Annotated in this window: 19 protein-coding genes and 1 pseudogene; 12 read left to right on the top strand and 8 right to left on the bottom strand. The window is 74.8% G+C overall.

Annotation, left to right across the window (positions count from 1 at the left end):
• Positions 1-115: 115 nt before the first annotated feature.
• On the bottom strand, positions 116-877 hold the full coding sequence (locus Athai_RS31355) for an SDR family NAD(P)-dependent oxidoreductase (protein ID WP_203964824.1): 762 nt from the start codon (positions 875-877) through the stop codon (positions 116-118).
• Positions 878-999: 122 nt separating this feature from the next.
• Here Athai_RS31355 and Athai_RS31350 point away from each other — a divergent pair, with 122 nt between their 5' ends.
• On the top strand, positions 1,000-1,422 hold the full coding sequence (locus Athai_RS31350) for a hypothetical protein (protein ID WP_203964823.1): 423 nt from the start codon (positions 1,000-1,002) through the stop codon (positions 1,420-1,422).
• Positions 1,423-1,471: 49 nt separating this feature from the next.
• Positions 1,472-2,716, top strand: a complete 1,245-nt coding sequence (locus Athai_RS31345; protein ID WP_203964822.1) for an amidohydrolase family protein — start codon at positions 1,472-1,474, stop codon at positions 2,714-2,716.
• 143 nt (positions 2,717-2,859) lie between these two features.
• Here Athai_RS31345 and Athai_RS31340 read toward each other — a convergent pair whose 3' ends face one another.
• Positions 2,860-4,263 carry an MFS transporter gene (locus Athai_RS31340; protein WP_203964821.1) on the bottom strand — a complete coding sequence of 468 codons (1,404 nt, stop codon included), beginning with the start codon at positions 4,261-4,263 and terminating at the stop codon, positions 2,860-2,862.
• Positions 4,264-4,752: 489 nt separating this feature from the next.
• Here Athai_RS31340 and Athai_RS31335 point away from each other — a divergent pair, with 489 nt between their 5' ends.
• Positions 4,753-5,391 carry a maltokinase N-terminal cap-like domain-containing protein gene (locus tag Athai_RS31335; protein ID WP_203964820.1) on the top strand — a complete coding sequence of 213 codons (639 nt, stop codon included), beginning with the start codon at positions 4,753-4,755 and terminating at the stop codon, positions 5,389-5,391.
• Positions 5,392-5,736: 345 nt separating this feature from the next.
• Here Athai_RS31335 and Athai_RS35435 read toward each other — a convergent pair.
• Positions 5,737-6,207: pseudogene (locus tag Athai_RS35435) on the bottom strand (phosphotransferase); the annotation flags it as partial.
• Between the two features lie 220 nt (positions 6,208-6,427).
• On the opposite strand from Athai_RS35435, the gene Athai_RS31325 reads away from it, so the two are divergent.
• The 3 genes from Athai_RS31325 to Athai_RS31315 all read left to right on the top strand — a co-directional run bounded on the left by Athai_RS31325 (position 6,428) and on the right by Athai_RS31315 (position 8,191).
• Positions 6,428-6,913 carry a GNAT family N-acetyltransferase gene (locus Athai_RS31325; protein ID WP_203964819.1) on the top strand — a complete coding sequence of 162 codons (486 nt, stop codon included), beginning with the start codon at positions 6,428-6,430 and terminating at the stop codon, positions 6,911-6,913.
• Between the two features lie 19 nt (positions 6,914-6,932).
• A complete protein-coding gene (locus Athai_RS31320; protein WP_203964818.1) occupies positions 6,933-7,286 on the top strand; it encodes a VOC family protein in 354 nt (117 codons plus the stop codon).
• A 347-nt stretch (positions 7,287-7,633) separates the two neighbouring features.
• The gene (locus tag Athai_RS31315) at positions 7,634-8,191 is read left to right on the top strand and encodes a YbaK/EbsC family protein (RefSeq protein ID WP_203964817.1); all 558 of its coding nucleotides are present in this window, start codon (positions 7,634-7,636) and stop codon (positions 8,189-8,191) included.
• Positions 8,192-8,432: 241 nt separating this feature from the next.
• On the opposite strand, the gene Athai_RS31310 is transcribed toward Athai_RS31315, so the two are convergent.
• Positions 8,433-9,137 (bottom strand): DsbA family oxidoreductase, encoded by a 705-nt coding sequence (locus Athai_RS31310; protein ID WP_203964816.1) that lies wholly within the window; start codon positions 9,135-9,137, stop codon positions 8,433-8,435.
• Between the two features lie 382 nt (positions 9,138-9,519).
• Between Athai_RS31310 and Athai_RS31305 the strand changes: the two genes are divergently transcribed.
• Positions 9,520-10,350: an SGNH/GDSL hydrolase family protein gene (locus Athai_RS31305; RefSeq protein WP_203964815.1), complete on the top strand. Its 831-nt coding sequence runs from the start codon at positions 9,520-9,522 to the stop codon at positions 10,348-10,350.
• Between the two features lie 97 nt (positions 10,351-10,447).
• Here the strand turns inward: Athai_RS31305 and Athai_RS31300 are convergent, their stop codons facing one another.
• Together Athai_RS31300 and Athai_RS31295 are read right to left on the bottom strand one after the other, a co-directional pair.
• A complete protein-coding gene (locus tag Athai_RS31300) occupies positions 10,448-10,645 on the bottom strand; it encodes a hypothetical protein (protein ID WP_203964814.1) in 198 nt (65 codons plus the stop codon).
• Between the two features lie 199 nt (positions 10,646-10,844).
• Positions 10,845-12,464 carry an FAD-dependent monooxygenase gene (locus tag Athai_RS31295; RefSeq protein ID WP_239157499.1) on the bottom strand — a complete coding sequence of 540 codons (1,620 nt, stop codon included), beginning with the start codon at positions 12,462-12,464 and terminating at the stop codon, positions 10,845-10,847.
• Between the two features lie 95 nt (positions 12,465-12,559).
• On the opposite strand from Athai_RS31295, the gene Athai_RS31290 reads away from it, so the two are divergent.
• Both Athai_RS31290 and Athai_RS34605 read left to right on the top strand, forming a co-directional pair.
• On the top strand, positions 12,560-13,282 hold the full coding sequence (locus Athai_RS31290; protein ID WP_203964812.1) for a TetR/AcrR family transcriptional regulator: 723 nt from the start codon (positions 12,560-12,562) through the stop codon (positions 13,280-13,282).
• Positions 13,279-13,917, top strand: a complete 639-nt coding sequence (locus Athai_RS34605) for a VanZ family protein (protein WP_239157285.1) — start codon at positions 13,279-13,281, stop codon at positions 13,915-13,917. The genes Athai_RS31290 and Athai_RS34605 overlap by 4 nt, the downstream gene beginning before the upstream one ends.
• A gap of 119 nt (positions 13,918-14,036) precedes the next feature.
• Here Athai_RS34605 and Athai_RS31280 read toward each other — a convergent pair whose 3' ends face one another.
• Both Athai_RS31280 and Athai_RS31275 read right to left on the bottom strand, forming a co-directional pair.
• A complete protein-coding gene (locus tag Athai_RS31280) occupies positions 14,037-14,483 on the bottom strand; it encodes a hypothetical protein (protein ID WP_203964811.1) in 447 nt (148 codons plus the stop codon).
• Positions 14,484-14,662: 179 nt separating this feature from the next.
• Complete coding sequence (locus Athai_RS31275; protein WP_203964810.1) at positions 14,663-15,220, bottom strand: GNAT family N-acetyltransferase; 558 nt, start codon at positions 15,218-15,220, stop codon at positions 14,663-14,665.
• A 224-nt stretch (positions 15,221-15,444) separates the two neighbouring features.
• Between Athai_RS31275 and Athai_RS31270 the strand changes: the two genes are divergently transcribed.
• From Athai_RS31270 to Athai_RS31260, 3 genes are all read left to right on the top strand, one after another.
• Positions 15,445-16,308: a hypothetical protein gene (locus tag Athai_RS31270; RefSeq protein ID WP_203964809.1), complete on the top strand. Its 864-nt coding sequence runs from the start codon at positions 15,445-15,447 to the stop codon at positions 16,306-16,308.
• Positions 16,309-16,374: 66 nt separating this feature from the next.
• Entirely contained in the window at positions 16,375-16,950 is a 576-nt protein-coding gene (locus tag Athai_RS31265) for a TetR/AcrR family transcriptional regulator (RefSeq protein ID WP_203964808.1), read from the top strand.
• Positions 16,951-17,068: 118 nt separating this feature from the next.
• Positions 17,069-19,465, top strand: coding sequence for an ATP-binding protein (locus Athai_RS31260; protein ID WP_203964807.1), 2,397 nt, complete (start codon positions 17,069-17,071; stop codon positions 19,463-19,465).
• Positions 19,466-19,593 lie beyond the last annotated feature (128 nt).

Here is a 19,593-nt window from a genome sequence, read left to right as displayed (position 1 = left end):
ACAGCGGAGACGCCACGGGTTCGCCGCCTGTGACGTGAAGCGCGTCACCGCTTCGGGCGCCCGCCCGGGGTGCGCCGAGGCGCCCGGATCAGCGGAGTGCGACGGGGGTGCGGGGTCAGGGGGTCCGGTGCGGGAGCTTGCCGAACAGGTGGCGCGGGCCGGTGGACGCGCCGCCGTCGACCGGCAGCGTCACCCCGGTGATCCAGGACGCGTCCGGCGAGCAGAGGAACGCGAGCGCGTTGGCGATGTCCTCCGGTTCTCCGATCCGTCCCAGCGGGTACAACACGGACATCTGGTCGGGCGAGCCGGGCTGGTCGTCCCAGACTCGGGTCCGGACGGTGCCCGGCGCGACCAGGTTCACCCGGATGCCGCGCGGCCCGAACTCCGCGGCGAGCTGCTGGGTCAGGTTGACCAGCCCGGCCTTGGCCGCCGAGTAGGGTGCCCCGCCCCACGCGGCGAGCCCGTTCACCGAGCCGACGACGGCGATCGCGCCGCCACTGGTCATCCGCGGTACGGCGGCCCGAATGCACCGGACCACGCCGTACAGGTTGAGGTCGACGAGCCGCTGCCAGTCGTCGTCGGTCTCGTCCAGGAAGTTCGGCGGCGAGCCGGTGTCGCCGCCGGCGGTGCAGACCAGGTGATCCAGCCGGCCGAGCCGGTCGACGCAGCCGGCGATGCAGGCCTCCACCGAGGCCGGATCGGTGACGTCCAGGTGCGCCGCGAGTACGCCCGGGTCGGCGGTGAGGTCCTCGGCGGCGAGGTCGATGTCGGCGGCGAGGACCCGGGTCCCCAGGGCGCGGAACTTGCGTACCGTCGCGCGGCCGATGCCGTGGCCGGCGCCGGTGACGAGGGCGACCGGGCTGGTCGGAGCGTTCATGCCGACAGGTTAGGCCCGGTGCGCGTTCACCGGTCCGGCCGCTGGACGGCGCGGTTCCGGTCCGGCCGGTACGGATCGCCGGGCCGGCCGGTGAACCGCGCGCGGCGTGCGAGGATGGGCGCGTGGTCGTGGCGGGCGTGGTCGGGCTGGTGCTCGGCGTGGCGTCGGCGGTGGTCGTGGTGCTGGCGGCGCTCGGCCTGCTGGCCGGCTCGGTCGGTGGCTACGTGTGCCTGTCGCTGTGCGCGGTCGGGTTCGGCGCGGCGGGGGTGGCGCTGCTGGCCGGCAGCCGGGTGATGCCCCGCGGCTGGCCACCGCGTTCCGGCGAGTCGGGCAGCGCGCCGGAGGCTGCCCAGTCGGGCAGCGCGCCGGAGGCTGCCCAGTCGGGCAGCGCGTCGGAGGCTGCCGTGTCGGGTGAGTCGGGCAGCGCGCCCGAGCGTGCCGCACCGGGCGGCGCCGTACCGGAAGGCCGGGCGTCCGGCGATGTGGACGCCGCACCGGACGGGCCGGCGGCCGGCGCCGAGGACGAGAACGGCCCGGCCCGGTGAGGAGGAATTCGCGGGCCACGGCGCCCTCCCGCCGGCTACGGTGGCCGGCGTGTGGTTGACGCGTGCGCGGTACCTGGCTCCGGACGGGACGTTCGGCGAGGCCGACATCGAGATCGATGACGGGGCGATCGGCCGGATCGAGCCCGCCGGCAGCCAACCGTCCGATGTGGACTGTTCCGGGCTGGTGGTGCTGCCGGGGTTGGTGAACGGCCACTTCCACAGCCAGTCGACGCTGGTACGCGGGCTGGAGTTCGGGTACGAGATCTTCGACTGGTTCGGTGACTCGCCGGCCGGGCTGGCCCAGCAGCGGGTCGGCGCCTGGGTCGACGACGAGGCCAACGCCGAGCAGGTCGCCGCCGTCGTCCGGTACGAGTACCTCACCCTGCTGCGGCAGGGCGTGACGATGGTCGCCGACTGCGGTTTCGGTGAGCTGACGCCGCAGCTGCTGGCGGATGCCGGTGCGGCGGTGGGTATCCGGTCGCTGCCCCAGACGTACGACGACTGGATCGAGAAGGTGGCCGACCCGACCGGTTTCACCGTCAACGTCGAGTCCGAGGAGGACCTCACCGCCGAGGCGGTGGCCATCGCCGAACGCTACCGGGACGCGTACCAGCCGATCTTCGCGCTGCACTGCCTGGAAACGGTGCGCCGGCGCGAACTCGTCGTCGAGCGCTGGGACGTCTCGACGATCGAGGTGCTGCGGCGGCACGGCCTGCTCGGTCCGCGCACCGTGCTGTTCCACGGCTGCGAGATGGACGCGGCGGACGTCGCGGCGGTGGCCGAGGCGGGTGCGGCGGTCATGCACTGCCCGGTGTCGAACCTGGCGCTGCACGGCCGGATTCCGCCGGCGGTCGAGTGGCATCGGGCGGGCGTGACGTTGGGCCTGGGTACCGACTGGGGCGACACGGACATGTGGGGCACCATGCGGGCCGCCTGGCTGCTCCAGCAGCGCGAGCCGGACCGGCCGCGCCGCGCCAGCCCGGCCGACGTGCTGCGGATGGCCAGCCGCGGCGGCGCGCTCGGCTACTCCCGCGACGACCTGGGGGAGATCGCCCCGGGGCGGGCGGCCGACCTGGTACTGCTGGACGCCGACCGGCTCGGCCCGTCGCACCGCGATCCGGACACCCTGGCCTGGTCGGTACTGACCGACGGCGGCGCCGCGGCCGTCCGGCACGTGCTGGTCGGCGGCGACTGGGCGTTGCGGGACGGCCAGCCGACCCGGGTGGACGGCGCCGCGGTCACCGCGGAGTACCGGAAGATCGTCGCCGAACTGACCGGGTCGGCGCCGAGCTGACCCCGCTGTGCGGCGCCGCCGTCGCCCGTGGCCCGGCGTGGCGCCGCGCCGTGCCGCGTGCCGCCCGGAGCCTCCGGGCGGGGTCGACGGCCGGGTCCCGGCTGGCGAAGTCGCCCGGGTCGCCGCCGCCCGGCCGCGCGTGGTCAGCGGGGGTGCGGGTCGAGGGTGCCTGCGCTGCGGGCGACCAGCAGGGCGGCGACCGCGGCGGCGACAACGGGGAGCAGGAACCCGGCGCGCGGGCCGTACCCGTCGACGATGCGGCCGGCAGCCGCGGAACCGACCGCGACCCCGAGCGCACAGGCCCCACCCAGCCAGGCGAACGCCTCGGCCAGTTGCCCGGCCCCGACCCGCTGTTCCAGCGCGGTGTTGCCGGCGATGACCGTCGGCGCGACCGCGAGCCCCGGCACCGTGACCGCGGCGGCGAGCCCGCCGAGACCGGGCGCCAGCGGCAGCAGCGCGCAGCCGGCGGCGAGGCAACCGAACCCGGCGGCGACCCGCCGGTGCGGTGCGGACCGCCAGCCGATCGCCCCGTACCCGAGGCCGGCGCACATGCTGGCGAGGCCGAAGCAGCCGTACACCGGTCCGGCCGCGGCGGCGTGCCCGTACCCGCTGGCCGCGGCGGCGACGCTCACCTGGATGCCGCTGAACACCACGCCGGTGGCCACGAACGCGCCGGCCATCACCCGTACCGCCGGGATGCCGAGGGCGCCGGCCACGCCGTGCCAGGCGCCCCGGCGAGGTGGCCGCGGCGTACCGGTGCCGGGCGCCGCTCCGGGCCCGCCGGTCCGCGTCGAGCCCGCGCCGGCAGCGCGGTGTCCCGGCGCAGTACCGGTATCGGGGTGTCCCGGCGCGGCGTCGGTACCGGGGTGCCCCGGCGCGCTGGGAGCCGTCTGCGCCGGTGGCCGCTGGATCGCCATCGCGACGCCGCCGGCCAGCACCAGCAGCGCGCTGAGCAGCGGCGCCAGTGCCGGCTGAACGAGGCTGCCGAGGAGGGTGGCGAGCACCGGGCCGACCACGAACGTCAGGTCGTCGGTCAGCGATTCGAGCGCGAACCCGGTGGACAGCACGGGCCGGTCCGGCGCCAGCGCCGACCAGCGGGCCCGGGTCAGGGATCCGGCGGCCGGGGTGCACAGCCCGGCGACGACCGCCGCGGCGTACCAGAGCGGTACCGGTGCGGTGGTGGTGACGGCGACGACGAGCCCGACCGCGCCGAGTGCGTTGCCGGCGACCAGCGGCGGCAGTACCCGGCGTGGCCCGTACCGGTCGGTGACGCGGGCGGCGAGCGGCCCGCCGACGGCACTGGCCACGGCGAGGGTGCCGACGACCGCGCCGGCGGCGGCGTACCCGCCGGTCGCGTGCCGGATCAGCACCAGCATGCCGAGGCCGAGCATCGCGGCGCCGAACCGGACCGGCAGCGAGGCGCCGTAGTAGCGCACGGCGCCGGAGACCCGGAGCGCTGCCGCGTACCGGCCGATGCCGGCGGCGATTCGGGAGGTGGGCAGGGTGGATGGGGCGGGCGCGGATCGCCGGCCGAGACGAGTCGGCACGGTGGTTCCCTTTCCGCTGCCGGCGGGTCCAGCTCGGCGGGTGCCGCCGAAGCGGAGCACCCGACGGAGCCGGCGGGGCTCCGGACCGCGGGCGTCCGCGTGACTCGGTCCGTACCCCGGGGCCGCACGGAAGGGATCGCCGGCGCCTGCCCGACTCGGCACGGTGCCGCCGGCGCTGGCGGTCCGGTCGCATCCGACGCCGGTCTGCGACCGCACCTCCACCGGGGCGGCGCCGCTGAAGCCGGCAGCCGTCCGACGCCCTCCCGTCGGGCCCGCTACGACCTGTAGCCGTCCATGATGACGCGGGGCGGGACGCGGCCCCGGACGTCGGCTACACCCGGCAGGAGATGTCGGTGTCCTGGTACCGCGACCATACGCCGGGTGGCGGCCGGTGTGATCCGCGCCGGCCACGGTATCCCTGGCCGCCGCCGCGGTGCGAGGCTGAACGGGCGGACGATCCACCGGGCGCAGCCGGGCAAGGGAGTGCTGATGTCAGTCATCCACCACACCACGCTGGTACCGACCAAGGTCGAGTTGCTGACCGGCTGGTTGCCGAAGCAGCCCTGGTACGCGGCCCGCGCGGACGGTCCGGACCTGGCGCGGGTGGGCGGGTTCCGGCTGGACGACCCGGCGGACGCGGTCGGGTTGGAGTTCATGGCCGTCGCGGACGGGCCGACCACCTACTTCGTCCCGTTGAGCTACCGCGGCGCGCCGCTGGACGGCGCCGACGACGCGCTGCTCGGTACCGCGGAGCACGGCGTGCTGGGGCGGCGCTGGATCTACGACGGCAGCCGCGATCCGGTCCTGGTGGCGCAGCTGGTCGCGCTGATCCAGGGCGACGCCGAGCCGCAGGCGCAGCGCGAGAGCAACACCCCGGACCCCACCGTGTCGGCCCACCCGGCGACCGCCGGCCCGCTCACCGTGTCCGGTTTCGAGACCGTCGACACCGCCAGCGGTACCGAGCTGCGGGTCGCCACCGGCGGCGGAACTCTGACGGTACGGCTGAACCGGGTGCTCAGCGCCGCGCCCGCCGACGAGTCGGTACCGGGGGTGGTGGCCACCTGGCACCGCGCGGACGGCTCCCCGGTGCGCGCCAGCTACGCGACCGCCAGCTACCAGGCGGCGTAGCCACGCGCCGAGTCCGGCGCCCGCCGCGGGCGCCACCCACCGCCCACTGGCGGTGGATCGGCGACGCGGCGGTTCAGTCGAGCAGGGCGGTACGCCAGCGGTCCCGGCGCCGTTCGATGAACTCGGCGTCGTCGCGCCAGACGGTGCCGTGCCCCTCGGACCAGAGCCGCCGGTGTCGGCGCCGCGGGCGAGCAGGTCGTACATCGCCCGCGCCGGCACCGCCAGCAGCTCCGCCAGCGCCGCCCGGTCGTCCTCGGCCAGCCGGTAGCCGTCCGCGAGGGTACGCAGCCGGGCCGCGGCGCCGTCGGTCCCGGTGCGCGGAGCGAGCGGGACGAACCCGTGTGCCGCGTAGCCGAGGTCCCACAGCCGGCTGCCGGGGCCGGCGCCGTCCCAGTCGATGAACGCCGGCCGGTCGCCGAGGACCAGGTTCCACGGCGCGAGGTCGTGGTGCGCGATGATCTCGTCGCCGTGCGGCGGCCACAGCGCCTGCCAGCGGGCGTCGGCCGGTGGGCGGAACCCGGCGACGGCGTCGTGGTACTCCCGGATCAGCCGGCCGACCGCGGCGAGCGCGTCGTCGCCGGCGAGCGCGTCGAAGTGGTCCGGCCAGGCGACGTCGCCGGGCAGGTACTCCAGCACCTCGCGGCCGTACTCGTCCAGCCCGTACGGCCGGGGTGCGCCGCGGAAGCCGACGTCGGCGAGGTGGCCGAGCAGCGCCTGTACCGCCGGGGTCCACGGCCCGGCGGGCCGCCGCACGGTGTCGCCGACGCGTACCACCCCGGCGCTGACGTTGCCGCCGGTCAGCGGTTCCTCGATCATCTCGGTACTCCTCCGTCGGGTCCGACCATCCTCGGTGGCCCCGGGCGCGTCGGGCGGTGTCGGGTTCGTTCTTCGGTCCCGATTCGTCGGTCGGTTCCGGGCTCGTCGTTCGGTTCCGGGCTCGTCGGTCGGTTCCGGCCATCCTCGCTGGCCTGGCCGGTCCTGCCGAACCGATATCCGCGCCGGCGTGCTGGCGAGGCGCCGTGGGCATACTCGGCGGGTGATCGAGATTCGGCAGCTGACCGGGGACGACTGGGCGATCTACCGGGACGTGCGGCTGGCCGCGCTGACCGACGCCCCGTACGCGTTCGCCTCGACGGTGGAGCGGGAGGCGGCGTTCGACGAGTGGCAGTGGCGGGCCCAGCTCGACCGGGCGACCTGGTTCGTCGCGCTCGACGGTCCGGCGGCGCTGCCGGTCGGCCTGGTCGGCGGGTTCGCCGAGGACGACTCGGCCGACCTGCACCTGATCGGCATGTGGGTTCGTGGCGAGGTCCGCGGCCGGGGCGTCGCCGGCGGGCTGGTGCAGCGGTTCCTGGGCTGGGCGGCGGGCCAGCGGCCGGCCGGGGTGGTGCTGTGGGTCGCCGACGGGAACGACCGCGCGCAGGCGTTCTACCGCCGGTACGGCTTCGCCGCGACGGGCCGGCGGCAGCCGTTACCGTCGAATCCGAGCGTCGGCGAGGAGAAGTGGCGCCTTCCGTTGGGGTAGCGAGGCTTCGAGGTGAGCGATGCACGTGGTGACGGTGTTGGACTGCCGCGATCTGGGGCGGGTGGCCGCGTTCTGGGCGGCGGCGCTCGGCTACCGGATCGAGGGCGAACCGGTAGGTCGCTACCTGAGCCTGGTGCCGCACACCGGTGACGGACCCGACCTGCTGTTGCAGCGGGTGGCCGAGCCGAAGGCCGGCAAGAACCGGATGCACCTGGACCTGCGGGTGGCCGAGCTGGACGCCGAGGTCGACCGGCTGGTCGGGCTCGGTGCGCGCCGGCTGACCGGCGAGCCGATCGAGGAGGCCGGCTGGGTCTGGCACGTGCTGACCGACCCGGAGGACAACGAGTTCTGCGTGCTGCGCCCGCCCGCGTGACGGTCGGGCCGGCCGGCGATCGCGCCGCCGGCCGGCGCGGGGCGCCCCGGCGTGCGCATTGTCGGGGCGCGCCTCCTCCGGCGTGCGCCTTCCCGGGCGTGTGCTTACTCGCGCGTGTGCTTTCTCGCGCGTGTGCCTTCCGGGGCGTGTGCTTTCTCGCGCGTGTGCCTTCCGGGGCGTGTGCTTTCTCGGGCGTGTGCTTTCTCGGGCGTGTGCTTTCTCGGGCGTGTGCTTTCTCGGGCGTGTGCTTTCTCGGGCGTGCCTGCTCGGGCGGGCGGTTTCCCGGCAGGTGGCCGCGGCGGTGGCGGTGTGTCGGGTGGTCCGGCGGCCGGTGTGAGGATGGCCGGATGACGTCCACGTTGCAGACTTCACCGGCCCTGGAGCGGCCGGACCTGCTGGCCGAGCCGGTACTGTCCGCGCTGCGGTCCTGGTCGGTGCCGGCGGTACCGGTGACCGAGGTTCTGGTCGCGGAGATCGACCCGGAGCTGGCCGACACCGCCGAGTTCTGTGCCGCCTACGGCACCACCCTGGACACCTCGGCGAACTGCGTCGTGGTGGCCGGCCGGCGCGGCGCCGAGACCCGGTACGCGGCGTGCGCCGTGCTGGCGACGACCCGTGCCGACGTGAACGGGTTGGTGCGCCGCCGGCTGGCGGCCCGCAAGGCGAGCTTTGCGCCGATGGACACCGCGGTCGAGGCGACCGGCATGGAGTACGGCGGGATCACGCCGGTCGGTCTGCCGGCGGACTGGCCGGTACTGGTCGATCCGGCGGTGCTGGCCGCGGGACGGGTGGTGATCGGCTCGGGGCTGCGCCGGAGCAAGTTGTTGGTGCCCGGTGAAGTGCTCGGAATGCTGCCGAACGCCGAGGTCAGCGAGGGTTTGGGGCGGCCGGTTTCGACGGACTGAACCAAGTTGTCCACAGGCTGCCCGGTTATCAACAGCGGACCGACCTCACCTGTGTACAAACCTGTGGATAACTCGTTGTGACCTATCTGACCTCGTAAAACGATGGCTCCGGACGGTCCGCGCCATCGATCCTCGCGATGTTGCACGTGAAACATCGATCCCTGCGCCGACCCGCTTGTGGATAACGCGGTGGATAACTCGATGGCCCGGCTCGCTGTCGAGCCGGGCCATCGATGTCGACTCAGAGAGCGCAGGAATCGTCGGTGCAGGTACCTGCCTGGGTGTCCGAAGTATCACCGAGAGTGGTCAGTGGTGTCGTGGCGGACTCCCGCCGCCGCACCTCGTCGAGCACCTCCAGCAGGGTGTCCGGCTCCTGCGCGCCGGACACCGCGTACTTGCCGGCCAGTACGTACGTCGGCACGCCGGTGATGCCGAGCTGCTGCGCCTCGGCCAGCTCGGCGGCCACCTCGGCGTTGCCCTCCTCAGAGTCGAGGAAGGCGGAAAGCGCTTCCCGTTCCAGTCCTGCCGCCACGCCCACTTCCAGCAGTACGGCCGGATCGGCGACGTTGCGCCCTTCGGTGAAGTATGCCCGGAACAGCCCGTCGGCGACCGCGATGCCGTAGCCCTCCCGCTCCGCGTACCAGGCGAGCCGGTGCGCCGGGAAGGTGTTGACGTGCTGCGCGTCCGCGAACCGGTAATCGAGCCCGGCGGCGCGACCCAGCTCGGTCAGCTGGTCGTTCATCGGCCGGACTCGGTCGAGGCCGCCGAACTTCGCGGCGAGTGCCGGCTGCAACGGGGTCGGTTCGGTCGGGGCGGAGGGATCGAGCTGGAACGGGCGCCACCGTACGGTGACGTCCTCGTCGAAGCGCTCCAGGGCCTGTTCGAGTCGACGTTTGCCCAGGTAGCACCAGGGGCAGGCGACGTCGGAGTAGATGTCGATGTGCACGGTTGTTGCAACAGCAACAACTGCCCGGTGATTCCTGGCCGGCGCCGGAGAGCCCTGCGCCGCCGGGCCACCGAAGCGCTGCCGGGCCGCCGGACCTCCGGACGCCGGACCTCTGGACGCCGGACCTCTGGACGCCGGACCTCCGGACGCCGGACCTCTGGACGCCGGACCTCCGGACGCCGGACCTCCGGACGCCGGACCGCCGGATCGCAACCGGACCGCCGAGCGCCGCTGGACCGCTGGACCGCTGCCGGGCAGCTGCCCGGGGCGCCGCTGGGGGCGAGCCTGGCGCGGAACGGTGTCCGTACCTGCGGGTAACCTGACACCGTTCACCAGCGGAGGCCCGACGGGGGAGTCGGCAGCGCGCCCCGCCGGGCCTGAGATGAGGGGGCGGACCACGGTGCCGCGGCAGTTCAACAGCTTCGTCGCAGTGGGGGACAGCTTCACCGAGGGGATGGTCGACCCGCGCGGCGACGGTACCTTCCGTGGCTGGGCGGACCGGGTCGCCGAGGTGCTGGCCGCGCAGAACCCGGACTTCCGGTACGCGAACCTCGCGGTCCGCGGGCGGCTGTTCAAGGACATCGTGAACCAGCAGGTGCCGGCCGCGATCTCGATGCGACCCGAGCTGATCAGCTTCGTCGCGGGCGGCAACGACGCGCTGCGGCCGGGTTTCGACCTGCCGAAGATCTCCCGCCGGCTCGACTGGGTGGTCGGCCGGCTGTCCGACACCGGCGCCACCGTGCTGCTGCTCACCGCCGCGGACGTGACGTTCCTGCTGCCGGCGCGACGGGTGATCGAGGAACGTGCCGAGGCGTACAACGACGTGATCCGGCAGACCGCCGCCCGGCACGGTGCGGTGCTGGCGGACCTGTGGCGGGACCGGGGTTTCGTGGACCGCCGGATGTGGGGCTCGGATCGGCTGCACCTGTCGCCGGCCGGGCACCGGCGCGCCGCCGGACGGGTACTCGCGGCGCTCGGGATTCCGGTGGACGACGCGCTGGTCGCCGACCTGCCGCCGGCCACGGCCCGTCCGTGGCTCCGCGCCCGGAGCGAGGACCTGCGCTGGGCCGGCCGCTACTTCGCGCCGTGGGTGCGCCGCCGGTTGACCGGCCGATCCTCGGGCGACGGCATCACCGCCAAGCGCCCCACCCTGGATCGGATGACCGCGGCGTCCACCGAAGACCTGGACGGCGGCGCGACCACGCAGCGCTGAGGTCTCCGCGGCACGCGTCGATCCGCCCGGCGGGCACCTGGCCGGTGCGCGACGGCGGCCCGTTCGAACCGCCGTCGCGCCGCGTCGGTCGCCCCGTTCAGCGCAGCTGGCGCCGGCTGGACCCGCTCACCGACTTGCGCACCTTGCCGGCGATGAACACCACGCCGCCCACGATCAGCGCGCCGATGAGCACGTAGAACAGGACGCCGATGAATGCCTTCACGGCCCACACGACGAGCGATCCGGCCACGAACAGCCCGACCACCACGAGTGCGGCCATCAGAAGCGCCTTCACGTGTCTGACCTCTCATCCTCGGCGGCCACCCCGACCGCCTCACCATCCATGGTGCTGCGCGCCCGGCGCCGCCGCCATGGGGTGAATCCCTGAGTTGCCGGCACCGTGCCGCGCCGCGCTGTCCGGTGCGGCGCGCACCGGGCCGCGTTCGCTGCCGCCGCGGTACCGGGGCGTACCCCCGGACCATCCGGAACCGGGATCATCTGGCCAGGATCGCATCGACCGCGCCGGTCAGGGCGCGAATCGGGTCGTCGGATCCGGTGCGCGACCGCCAACCGACGATGTGGTCGGGTCGTACCAGCAGGGCGCCGTCGGCGGCCAGCCCCGCCGCGGTGGGCCAGCCCGGACCGGGGTCGGCCACCGGTACCCGCGCCTGCTCGGCCGCCGCGCGCCAGCCGCCGGCCGCCGGCGCCGGGAGCAGTACCAGCTCGGTGCCGACCAGGTCGAGGGTGGAGCGGCCGTCGGCGAGCGGCAGGTGCGGCAGCCGGGTCCCGGGCCGGCCGGACAGCTCCAGCCGGTCGGTCGGCTGCGGCCCGCTGCCGTCGTCGACGACCGCACCCGCGGGGTACTGCGCACCCGCGACCAGCGCGAACGGGTGATCCAGGGTCGGTGGTGCGAGTTCGCGCAGCCCACCGGTACGCAACGCGGACTGCTCGGCGACGTGGTAGGCGACCGGGTGCCGCTCGTCGTGGTACGTGCCGAGCAGGTCGGGGCCGGCGGTGCCGGACCGGATCGCGGCGAGCTTCCAGGCGAGGTTGTCGGCGTCCTGGATGCCGGTGTTGGCGCCGGCCGCGGCCCACGGCGTCATCACGTGCGCCGCGTCGCCGGCGAGCAGTACCCGGCCGACGGCGAACCGGTCGGCCACCCGCATGGTGGGCTGCCAGGCCAGCGCGGACAGCACCTCGACCGGCACCTCGGGCGCGCCGATGGCGGTACGCACGACGTCGGCCCAGCGCGGGTCGGCCGGTGCGGTCGGGTCGTCCGTCGTCGGCAGCAGCGGCCCGGTCATGAACATCCACCGGTACCGCCCGTCGACGGAGGCGATGGCGCCGGGCGCGGCGGGGTGTTCGGTCTGGCAGATGTTGAACTCGCGGCCGGCGGTGAGCGCGCCGAGGTCGGCGCGGAAGTACACGTTGACCGCGTCGCCGAGCACCCCGAGCCCGCTGCGTTCGATGCCGAGCAGCGCTCGCACCGTGCTGTGTGCCCCGTCCGCCCCGACCAGGTACGACGCCCGGACCGTGAGCGCGCTGCCGGCTGCCGCCCCGGCCCCGGGGGCGCGCACCTCGGTGCCGGTGGGCGCGACCGCTGACCTGCCGCCGAACGATGCGGCGAGGGCGCCGCTGGTGGTCGCGACGCCGGTGAGGGTGGCGGTGACGCCGGTGCCGTCGTCGTCCAGGCCGGTGAGCGCGGTCTCGAAGTGCACCGGGATGCCGCGGTCGCGCGCCGCGCGCAGCAGGACCGGTTCCAGCAGGTCCTGGGCGACCAGGCAGGACCGTTCGGGGCTCGCGGCGAGCAGGTCGGTGTAGTCGACGTGCGGTGGCGGGGGCAGCGGGTCGGACTCGACGAGGGTGCGGCCGGCGCGCATGCCCTGGTGGGCGGCCAGGCCCTCGGCCGCCGCGTACACCGCGTCGGCGACGCCGATGGCGCGGAACACCTCCATGGTGCGGAAGGTGAAGCGGCGCGCCTTGGGCTGGATGGAGGTACCGGGGTGCTTCTCCACCACGACGGCCGGCACGCCGTGGTGGTGGAGTGCGAGGGCGGTGGTCAGGCCGACCAGGCCGGCGCCGACGATCAGGACCGGTTCGTGTACGTCGTACATCACGCGTACAACGTACACGACGGGTTAGAGTCGCGCCATGAGCGAGCGAATCGTGGGCGCCGCGCCCCGGGGCTGCCGGCGGAGCGGGAGCGTCCATGAGTGAGTCGAACGAGCCGCTGGTGTGGGACCTGCCGGAGCCCGCCGGCCGCGCCGCCGGCCCGATGCTCAGCCGGGACCGCATCGTGCGCGCCGCGCTGGCCATCGCCGACGAACACGGTGTCGAGGCGGTCACCATGCGCCGGGTCGCCACCGCGCTCGGCTCGTCCACCCCGATGTCGCTGTACCGCTACGTCGGCGGGAAGGGCGGCATCGTCGACCTGATGCTCGACGCGGTCTACGGTGAGCTCGAACTGCCGGCGCAGCCGTCCGGCGACTGGCGCGCCGACCTGACCCTGCTCGCCCGGCGCGAACGCGACACGCTGCGCCGCCACCCATGGTTCGTCGCGCTGTCCCACCACCGGCCGATGTTCGGCCCGAACGCGTTGTGGCACAACGAATGGGCACTGCGCGCGGTGGACGGGCTCGGCCTCGACGTCAGCACCATGATGAGCATCGTCGGGATGGTCGTCGGGCACGCCCAGTCGTACGCGCAGCACGAAGCCGAGGAGGCCCGGATGCGCGGCCGGATCGGCGTGACCACCGACGCCGAGCTGCGCGCCACCGCCTCGGCCCACGTCGACCGGATCGCCGCCGACCCGCGCTATCCCACCCTGGCGCGCTGGATCCGCGAGGCGCACCAGGTTGCCCCGGACGAGCAGTTCACGCTCGGGCTGAACTGTCTGCTCGACGGCATCGCCGGCCGGCTGGTCGACCGGTGACCGCGGTCTGGTCGCGTTATCACCTGATCCTGATCGGGTTCACCCTGGCACTGCCGCTCGCCGTACTGGCCGTCCTGCTGCGCGCCCGGGCCCTGGCGGCCGGCGCCGGCCCGATCCCGTCCCGGTCCGGCCCGATCCCGTCCCGGTCCGCCCCGACCCCGTCCCGCGCCGGCCTGACCCGGCGTTCGTGCTGGTACGCGGTGTGCGAGGTGGCCGCGGTCTACGGCACTCTGCCCTGGCTGGCGATGACGTTCACCCCGGATCCCGGTGCGCCGCGGCGGATCCAGCTGGTACCGCTGCACGACCTCGCCGCGCTGGCCGGTGCGCCGGCGCAGACCGTTGGGGTACAGCTGGTCGGGAACCTGCTGGTGTTCGCCGCGGCCGGGTTCTTCCTGCCGGTGCGGTTCGCCCGGCTGCGCTCGCTGCCGCGCGTCCTGCTGCTCGGCGCGCTCGGTTCGGTGCTGATCGAGACCACGCAGTACCTGGCGGAACTGGGCCGGGTGTCCTCTGTGGACGATGTGCTGGTCAACGCGGTCGGCGCCGGACTGTTCGCGTTGCTGTCCCGCCCGCTGTGGTCCCGGCTGTCCACAGTGGACGACGTGGCGCTGCCCGCTGCCGGCACGGTACGGCGATGACCGCGTCGCCGGGGTCCGGCGCTGGCCGTGCCGGGGTACCGCCGGCCGGGCGCCTCGTGGCGTCCCGTGTCCCGTCGCGCCAGCGTGGCGGGTGACCGGTCCGGTGCGAGGCGCCGTGGTCAGGCTCGGGCGCGGCGCCGTGGGCAGCACGCCGCGAGCACCAGGACCGGCCCGCCCAGTACCGACCAGGGGCCCGGCCCGAGCGGCAGCCACACCACCGACGGGTCGTTGCGAAGCACCTGGGCGGCGGTGATGCAGAGCAGTACGGCGGCGACCGCGACGAGAATCCGCGCCGCGGTACCGGTACCCGGCTGGCCAGCCGGGCGGCCGTAGCGCCAGGCGACGGCCGCGAGGGCGAAGGCCAGCACACTGACGCCGAGCCCGAACGCGAGGAACAGCGCCAGGGTGCCGTCCCGGTGGGTCAGGTAGCTGTACCCGTTGACGGCGGTGTGGGCGATGCCGATGCCGACCAGGGCGACGGCGCCGATCCGGCTCGCCCAGCGGCGAACCGCGGCGACCCGGCGGTACCCGGTCGAAGGCGGCGGCTGGTGCTCGATGGTGGTCATGTCGCCAGCGTGGCCGGCCGGGGTGGCCCGTCGGCTCCCGCGCCGGGGGAGGCGCTCACCCGCGGGTGCCGGTCGCCGCCGAGTCCGGGCCCGGCCGCCACCGAACCGGTGCGGCCGCCTGCCGCGGGCCGGTCGGGCCGCGCCACGACCCGACCCCGCGCGATCCACAGTGGACAGCGTCAGTCCGGCTCGGACCACTCCCGGCGCAACACGCCCATGATCACCTCGTCGTGGTAGCGGCCGCCACGAAACGTCGCTTCCCGGCGGCGGCCCTCCTCCCGGAATCCGGCCTTGCGGTAGGCGGCGATCGCGCGCTCGTTGTAGCCGAACACGAGCAGCTGGATGCGGCGCAGGTTGAGCTCGGTGAACCCGTACCGCAGCATCACCTGGGTGGTGTCGGTGCCGAGGCCGCGGTTCTGGAACTCCGGGCCGATCATGATCCCGTACGTGCCGACCCGGTCCTTCGGCCGGATCTCGTGCAGCGCGGCGTGTCCGGCCAGCTCGCCGTCCAGCGTGGTCACCGCGAGGCCGACGTCGAGCGACTCGTTCGTGCTCCACGACCGCAGTATCTCGATGACCTTCGCGGCCGGCTTCGGGTGCACCGGACCGCCGTCCTGGAAGGTGGCCACCGCCGGATCCACCCACCATCTCGCCAGCGTCGGCAGGTCGGCCTCGCTCACCGCGCGCAGCCGCACCAGCCGCCCCGCCAGCGGATCCTCACCAATCCCCACGCCCATCGACCCACCCTAGCGCTCTGCCGTGTGTCGTCCCCGTGCTGGTGGTCACGCAGGCTGCCCGCCGTACCGGCCGGCGAGCCGCCGCCGGGGACGGGACGACGGTGGGTCTGTCCATTATGGACGCTTACGGTGCGGATCACCGATCGTACGGACGGCGCTGACCTGGTGTGGTTGTCCGGGCTTGGCAGTCTGTGCTGATATCCCGGACACCGTCTAGCTGGTAGGTGAGCGTGAACGACGACCCGTTGCTGTGGCTGTTCCGGCTGCGTGCGAAGAACCGCGGGTTGGCGGTGACGGTGCTGTCCGCGGACGAGGTGGAGATCGTCGGCGCCTCGACCGGGACGCCCTGGACGATCTGGCTGGACAACCTGCGCCGGCGGGCCGAGCAGGCGCCGCGGGACGAGTGGCGGGAGCTGATCGACGAGTTCCTGGACCAGCTGTCCGACGCCGACAGCGACTCGGCGTCCGACGCGGGCCTGGACGAGTTGCGGTCGCAGCTGCGCATCCGGCTGTACCCGGTCGAGCGGGAGATCCCGGACGGGCTGGTGCCGGTGCGCCGACCGGTGGCGCCCGGCATCGAGGAGTGCCTGGTGGTGGACCAGCCGACGACGGTGCTGACGCTGTCGGCCGACCGGGTCGCGGACTGGGCGTTGGGCGCCGACGCGCTGCTCGACCTGGGGCGGGCCAACCTCCAGGCGGGGCAGCCGCTGGAGGTGGTGCAGCGGGAGGTGATGGACGGCGCCGACATCGCGGTGCTGGCCGGCGACGAGGACTACACCAGCGCGCACCTGCTCTGGCTGGACCGGTACCCGGTGGTCGGGCCGCACGGGGCGCTGGTCGCGGTGCCGGCCGAGGGCGTGCTCTACGTGCACCCGCTGACCGACGGCACCGTGTACCCGGCGGGTGGGGTGCTCGCCGGCGCCGCGCTCGACAAGTACGACGGGGCGCAGAAGCCGATCGCCGCCGCGCTGTACCACTGGCACGACGGCGTCGTGGACCTGGCCGCCGAGCTGCAGGTCAGCGGCGACGAGGTGTCGATCGTGCTGAGCGAGGCGTTCCAGGCGCTGATGGAGCACCTGGCCGGCTGACCGACCACATCGTGGTACCGGCCGGTGCGACCCGGCGGCGGTTCGCGGTGCGGCTAGGCTGGCGCGATGACCGCCGGGCAATCGAACGGGCGCCGGTCGCGGCGCGAGGAGATTCTGGACGTCGCGGTCGACCTGTTCGCGCGGCGCGGCTACCACGGCGTCTCGATGGATGAGATCGGCAAGGCGGCGGGTGTCACCGGCCCCGCGCTGTACCACCACTTCTCCGGCAAGGAGTCGATGGTGGCGGCGGCGCTGATCCCGGTCAGTGAGCACCTGCTGGCCGCGAGTCAGGAACGGATCAAGGGCGCGGCCGACCCGGAGACGGCGCTGGACGCGCTGCTCGACTTCCACGTCCAGTTCGCCCTGGAGAATCCCGCCGTCATCACCCTGCACCTGCACGAGCTGGACCGGCTGCCGGACGAGCCGCGGCGGGAGATCCGCCGGCTCCAGCGGCAGTACGTGGAGGAGTGGGTGCAGGTGCTCACCGAGCTGCGGCCGGAGCTGGCGCGGCCGGCGGCCCGCGTCCTCGCACACGCCGCGTTCGGCCTGATGAACTCGACCCCGTTCATCGGCGCCGAGCTGGACCGGGACCGGCGTGCCGCGCTGCTCCGGGCGGCGACCAGGGCCGCCCTGCTTTCCTGACCCTGCGAGCACGATTGATCACCGAGAGTCCGTTACCGTCGGTGACCTGCGTGAATTCTTGCCGGAAGTCCGACAGAGCCACCGCCCCTGTCGGTGCCGGGGCAAATAATCTCACTCCGTGGAGCCCGACTCGCCGGCCGAGGCGTCCTTCGCCGAGGTGCTCGCCAGCGCCCGGAACGCGGCCGGCCTCACCCAGGAGGAGCTGGCCGAACGTGCCCAGCTCAGCGTCCGGGCGCTCAGCAACCTGGAACGCGGCGAGGCATCCCGGCCGCGGCGCGGCACGGTCGACCGGCTCGCCGCCGCGCTCGGCCTGACCGGCCTGGACGCCGAACGCTTCGGCGCGGTCGCCCGCGGTCGCCGGTTGGCCGGCGACACCACCGGGCCGGCCCAGCTGCCCACCGACCTGCCCGACTTCACCGGCCGGATCACCGAGCTGTCCCGGCTCACCGAGGCCCTCGCGGCCGGTGACGAGGCCGGGGTGCACATCGTGGTGCTCGGCGGCGGCGGTGGCGCCGGCAAGACCGCGCTCGCCGTGCACGCCGCGCACCTGCTGCGCCACCGGTACCCGGACGGGCAGTTCTACCTGGACCTGGCCGGCAGCCGGTCCGGCGGGGTGGACCCGGCGTCCGCACTGTCCGGTTTCCTGACCGCGCTCGGTGCCGAGCCCGGTGAGCGGGGCGAGAACCTGTCCGCCCGGATCGGCCGGTACCGGACCGCCCTCGCCGGTCGCCGCGTCCTGGTACTGCTCGACGACGCGCGCGACGCCGCCCAGGTCCGGCCACTGCTGCCGTCCGGCGCCGGCTCCGCGGTGCTGGTCACCAGCCGGTACCGGCTGCCCGACCTGGTCGGCGCCCGGCACGTGCCGATCGGGCGGCTCGGCGACGAGGAGGCGACGGTACTGCTGGGCCGGATCGCCGGCGCCGAACGCGTGGCGTACGAGCCGGACGCGGCTGCGCGGGTGGTCGCCGCCTGCGATCGGCTCCCGCTCGCGGTGCGCATCGTCGGCGCCCGGCTGGCCGTCCGTCCCGCCTGGACCGTCTCGTCGCTCGCGGACCGGCTCGCCGCGTCCCGCCGCAAGCTGGACGAGCTGCGCGTCGGCGACCTCGCCGTCCGGGCGTCGTTCCGGGTCAGCTACGACCGGCTGCCCGCACCCGCGGCCCGCCTGTTCGCGCTGCTCGGGCACTGGCCGGGACACGACCTCGCGACCGGCGCCGCGGCCGTGCTGGCCGGCGCGTCGGAGGCCGACACCGAGGCCCTGCTGGAGCAGCTGGTCGACGCCCACCTGCTGGAGAGCCCCGAGCTCGGCCGGTACCGGCAGCACGACCTGCTGCACGCGTTCGCCCGCGAGCTGCTCGTCGACGAACTCGACCCGGCGCAGTCCCGGGCCGCGCTCGGCCGGCTGATCGACCATCTGGCGGCCACGGCGTACCAGGCGGATCTGGCGCTGTGGCCGGCGAGCCGGCCGCCGTTCCCGCCCCCGGCGCCCGGACCCGCGTTCGACTCCCGGGAGCGGGCGGCCACCTGGTACCGGGTCGAGTGGGCGGCGCTGGACGTGCTGCTGCGCCGGATCGCGACCGAGCCCGGCGTCCCGGCGCCCGCGTTGCCCGCGGCGCGGCTGGCCAGCCTGGTCAACCTGTACCCGTTCCTGCGGGGCGACCTGGTGGCGCTGGAGCGCGGGGCGCGCCGTGCCGTGACGCTGGCCGAGCGCGCCGGAGATCCGCTGCTGGTCGGTACCGAGCAGAAGCGGCTCGGGTTCGCCCTGCTGGAGCAGCGCCGGCCGGACGAGGCGGCCCGGCATCAGGAACTGGCGCTCGCCGCGTTCCGCGCCGCCGGAGCCCGGGACGCCGAGGCCGGCATCCTGAACAGCATCGGCCGCCGGCTGATGTACGAGGCGGGCCGGTCGCCGGCCGCCCGGTCGGATCGGACCGAGGCGGCGCGCGGTGCGCTGCTGGACAGCCTCGCCGCCGCGCGCGCCGCCGATGCGCGGTCCGCCCAGGTCACCGCGCTGGGCAATCTCGGCCAGCTCGAGCACGAGGCCGGCGAGGACGAGGCCGCGTACGGCCACCTGACCGAGGCGTTACGGATCGCCCGGGAGCTGGGCGGCGGTCAGTACGAGGCGGCGGTGGCGAGCCGGCTCGGCATGGTGCTGGCCGGATTGGGCCGGCCGGACGCCGCCCTGGCCGAGCACGACCGGGCGGTACGCATCACCCGGGAGCTGGCCGACCGGCGCGGCGAGGTGAGCGTGTTGGGCGAACTCGCGGACACCTGCCTGGTGCTCGGGCGGCCCCGGGCCGCGGCCGAGCATGCCCGCCGGGCGCTCGCCCTGTACGAGGAGTTGCCGGCCAGGGCGCGCCGGGCCGAGGACGAGGTGGCCGCGTTGACCGCGCTGGGCCGGGCGCTGATCGCGACCGGTTCGGTGGCGACCGCGCGTGACGTGCTGCGGCGGGCGGTGGCCCGGCTGGACGAGCTGGCCGAGCCGGCGGCGGCGGCCCGGGTGCGCGCGCTGATCCGCTGACTGCGCGTGGTGACCGTCGGCCGGGATCCGGCGGGGGTGGACGGACTGCTGCGGTGCCGGGGAAAGGAGTCAGGCCGCCCCCCGTTCGGCCCGGATCCTGCACCCGGCACCGGCAGCAACCGCACAAC

The organism is Actinocatenispora thailandica (genome assembly GCF_016865425.1).
Classification (GTDB): domain Bacteria; phylum Actinomycetota; class Actinomycetes; order Mycobacteriales; family Micromonosporaceae; genus Actinocatenispora; species Actinocatenispora thailandica.
This window is presented reverse-complemented; position numbering and strand designations above follow the sequence as displayed.

Coding starts and splice junctions, on each gene's coding strand:
- Athai_RS31275 (WP_203964810.1), bottom strand. CDS start 15,220: ATGGGCGTGGGGATTGGTGAGGATCCGCTGGCGGGGCGGCTGGTGCGG.
- Athai_RS31305 (WP_203964815.1), top strand. CDS start 9,520: ATGAGGGGGCGGACCACGGTGCCGCGGCAGTTCAACAGCTTCGTCGCA.
- Athai_RS31265 (WP_203964808.1), top strand. CDS start 16,375: ATGACCGCCGGGCAATCGAACGGGCGCCGGTCGCGGCGCGAGGAGATT.
- Athai_RS31320 (WP_203964818.1), top strand. CDS start 6,933: ATGCACGTGGTGACGGTGTTGGACTGCCGCGATCTGGGGCGGGTGGCC.
- Athai_RS31355 (WP_203964824.1), bottom strand. CDS start 877: ATGAACGCTCCGACCAGCCCGGTCGCCCTCGTCACCGGCGCCGGCCAC.
- Athai_RS31315 (WP_203964817.1), top strand. CDS start 7,634: ATGACGTCCACGTTGCAGACTTCACCGGCCCTGGAGCGGCCGGACCTG.
- Athai_RS31280 (WP_203964811.1), bottom strand. CDS start 14,483: ATGACCACCATCGAGCACCAGCCGCCGCCTTCGACCGGGTACCGCCGG.
- Athai_RS31295 (WP_239157499.1), bottom strand. CDS start 12,464: ATGTACGACGTACACGAACCGGTCCTGATCGTCGGCGCCGGCCTGGTC.
- Athai_RS31335 (WP_203964820.1), top strand. CDS start 4,753: ATGTCAGTCATCCACCACACCACGCTGGTACCGACCAAGGTCGAGTTG.
- Athai_RS31290 (WP_203964812.1), top strand. CDS start 12,560: ATGAGTGAGTCGAACGAGCCGCTGGTGTGGGACCTGCCGGAGCCCGCC.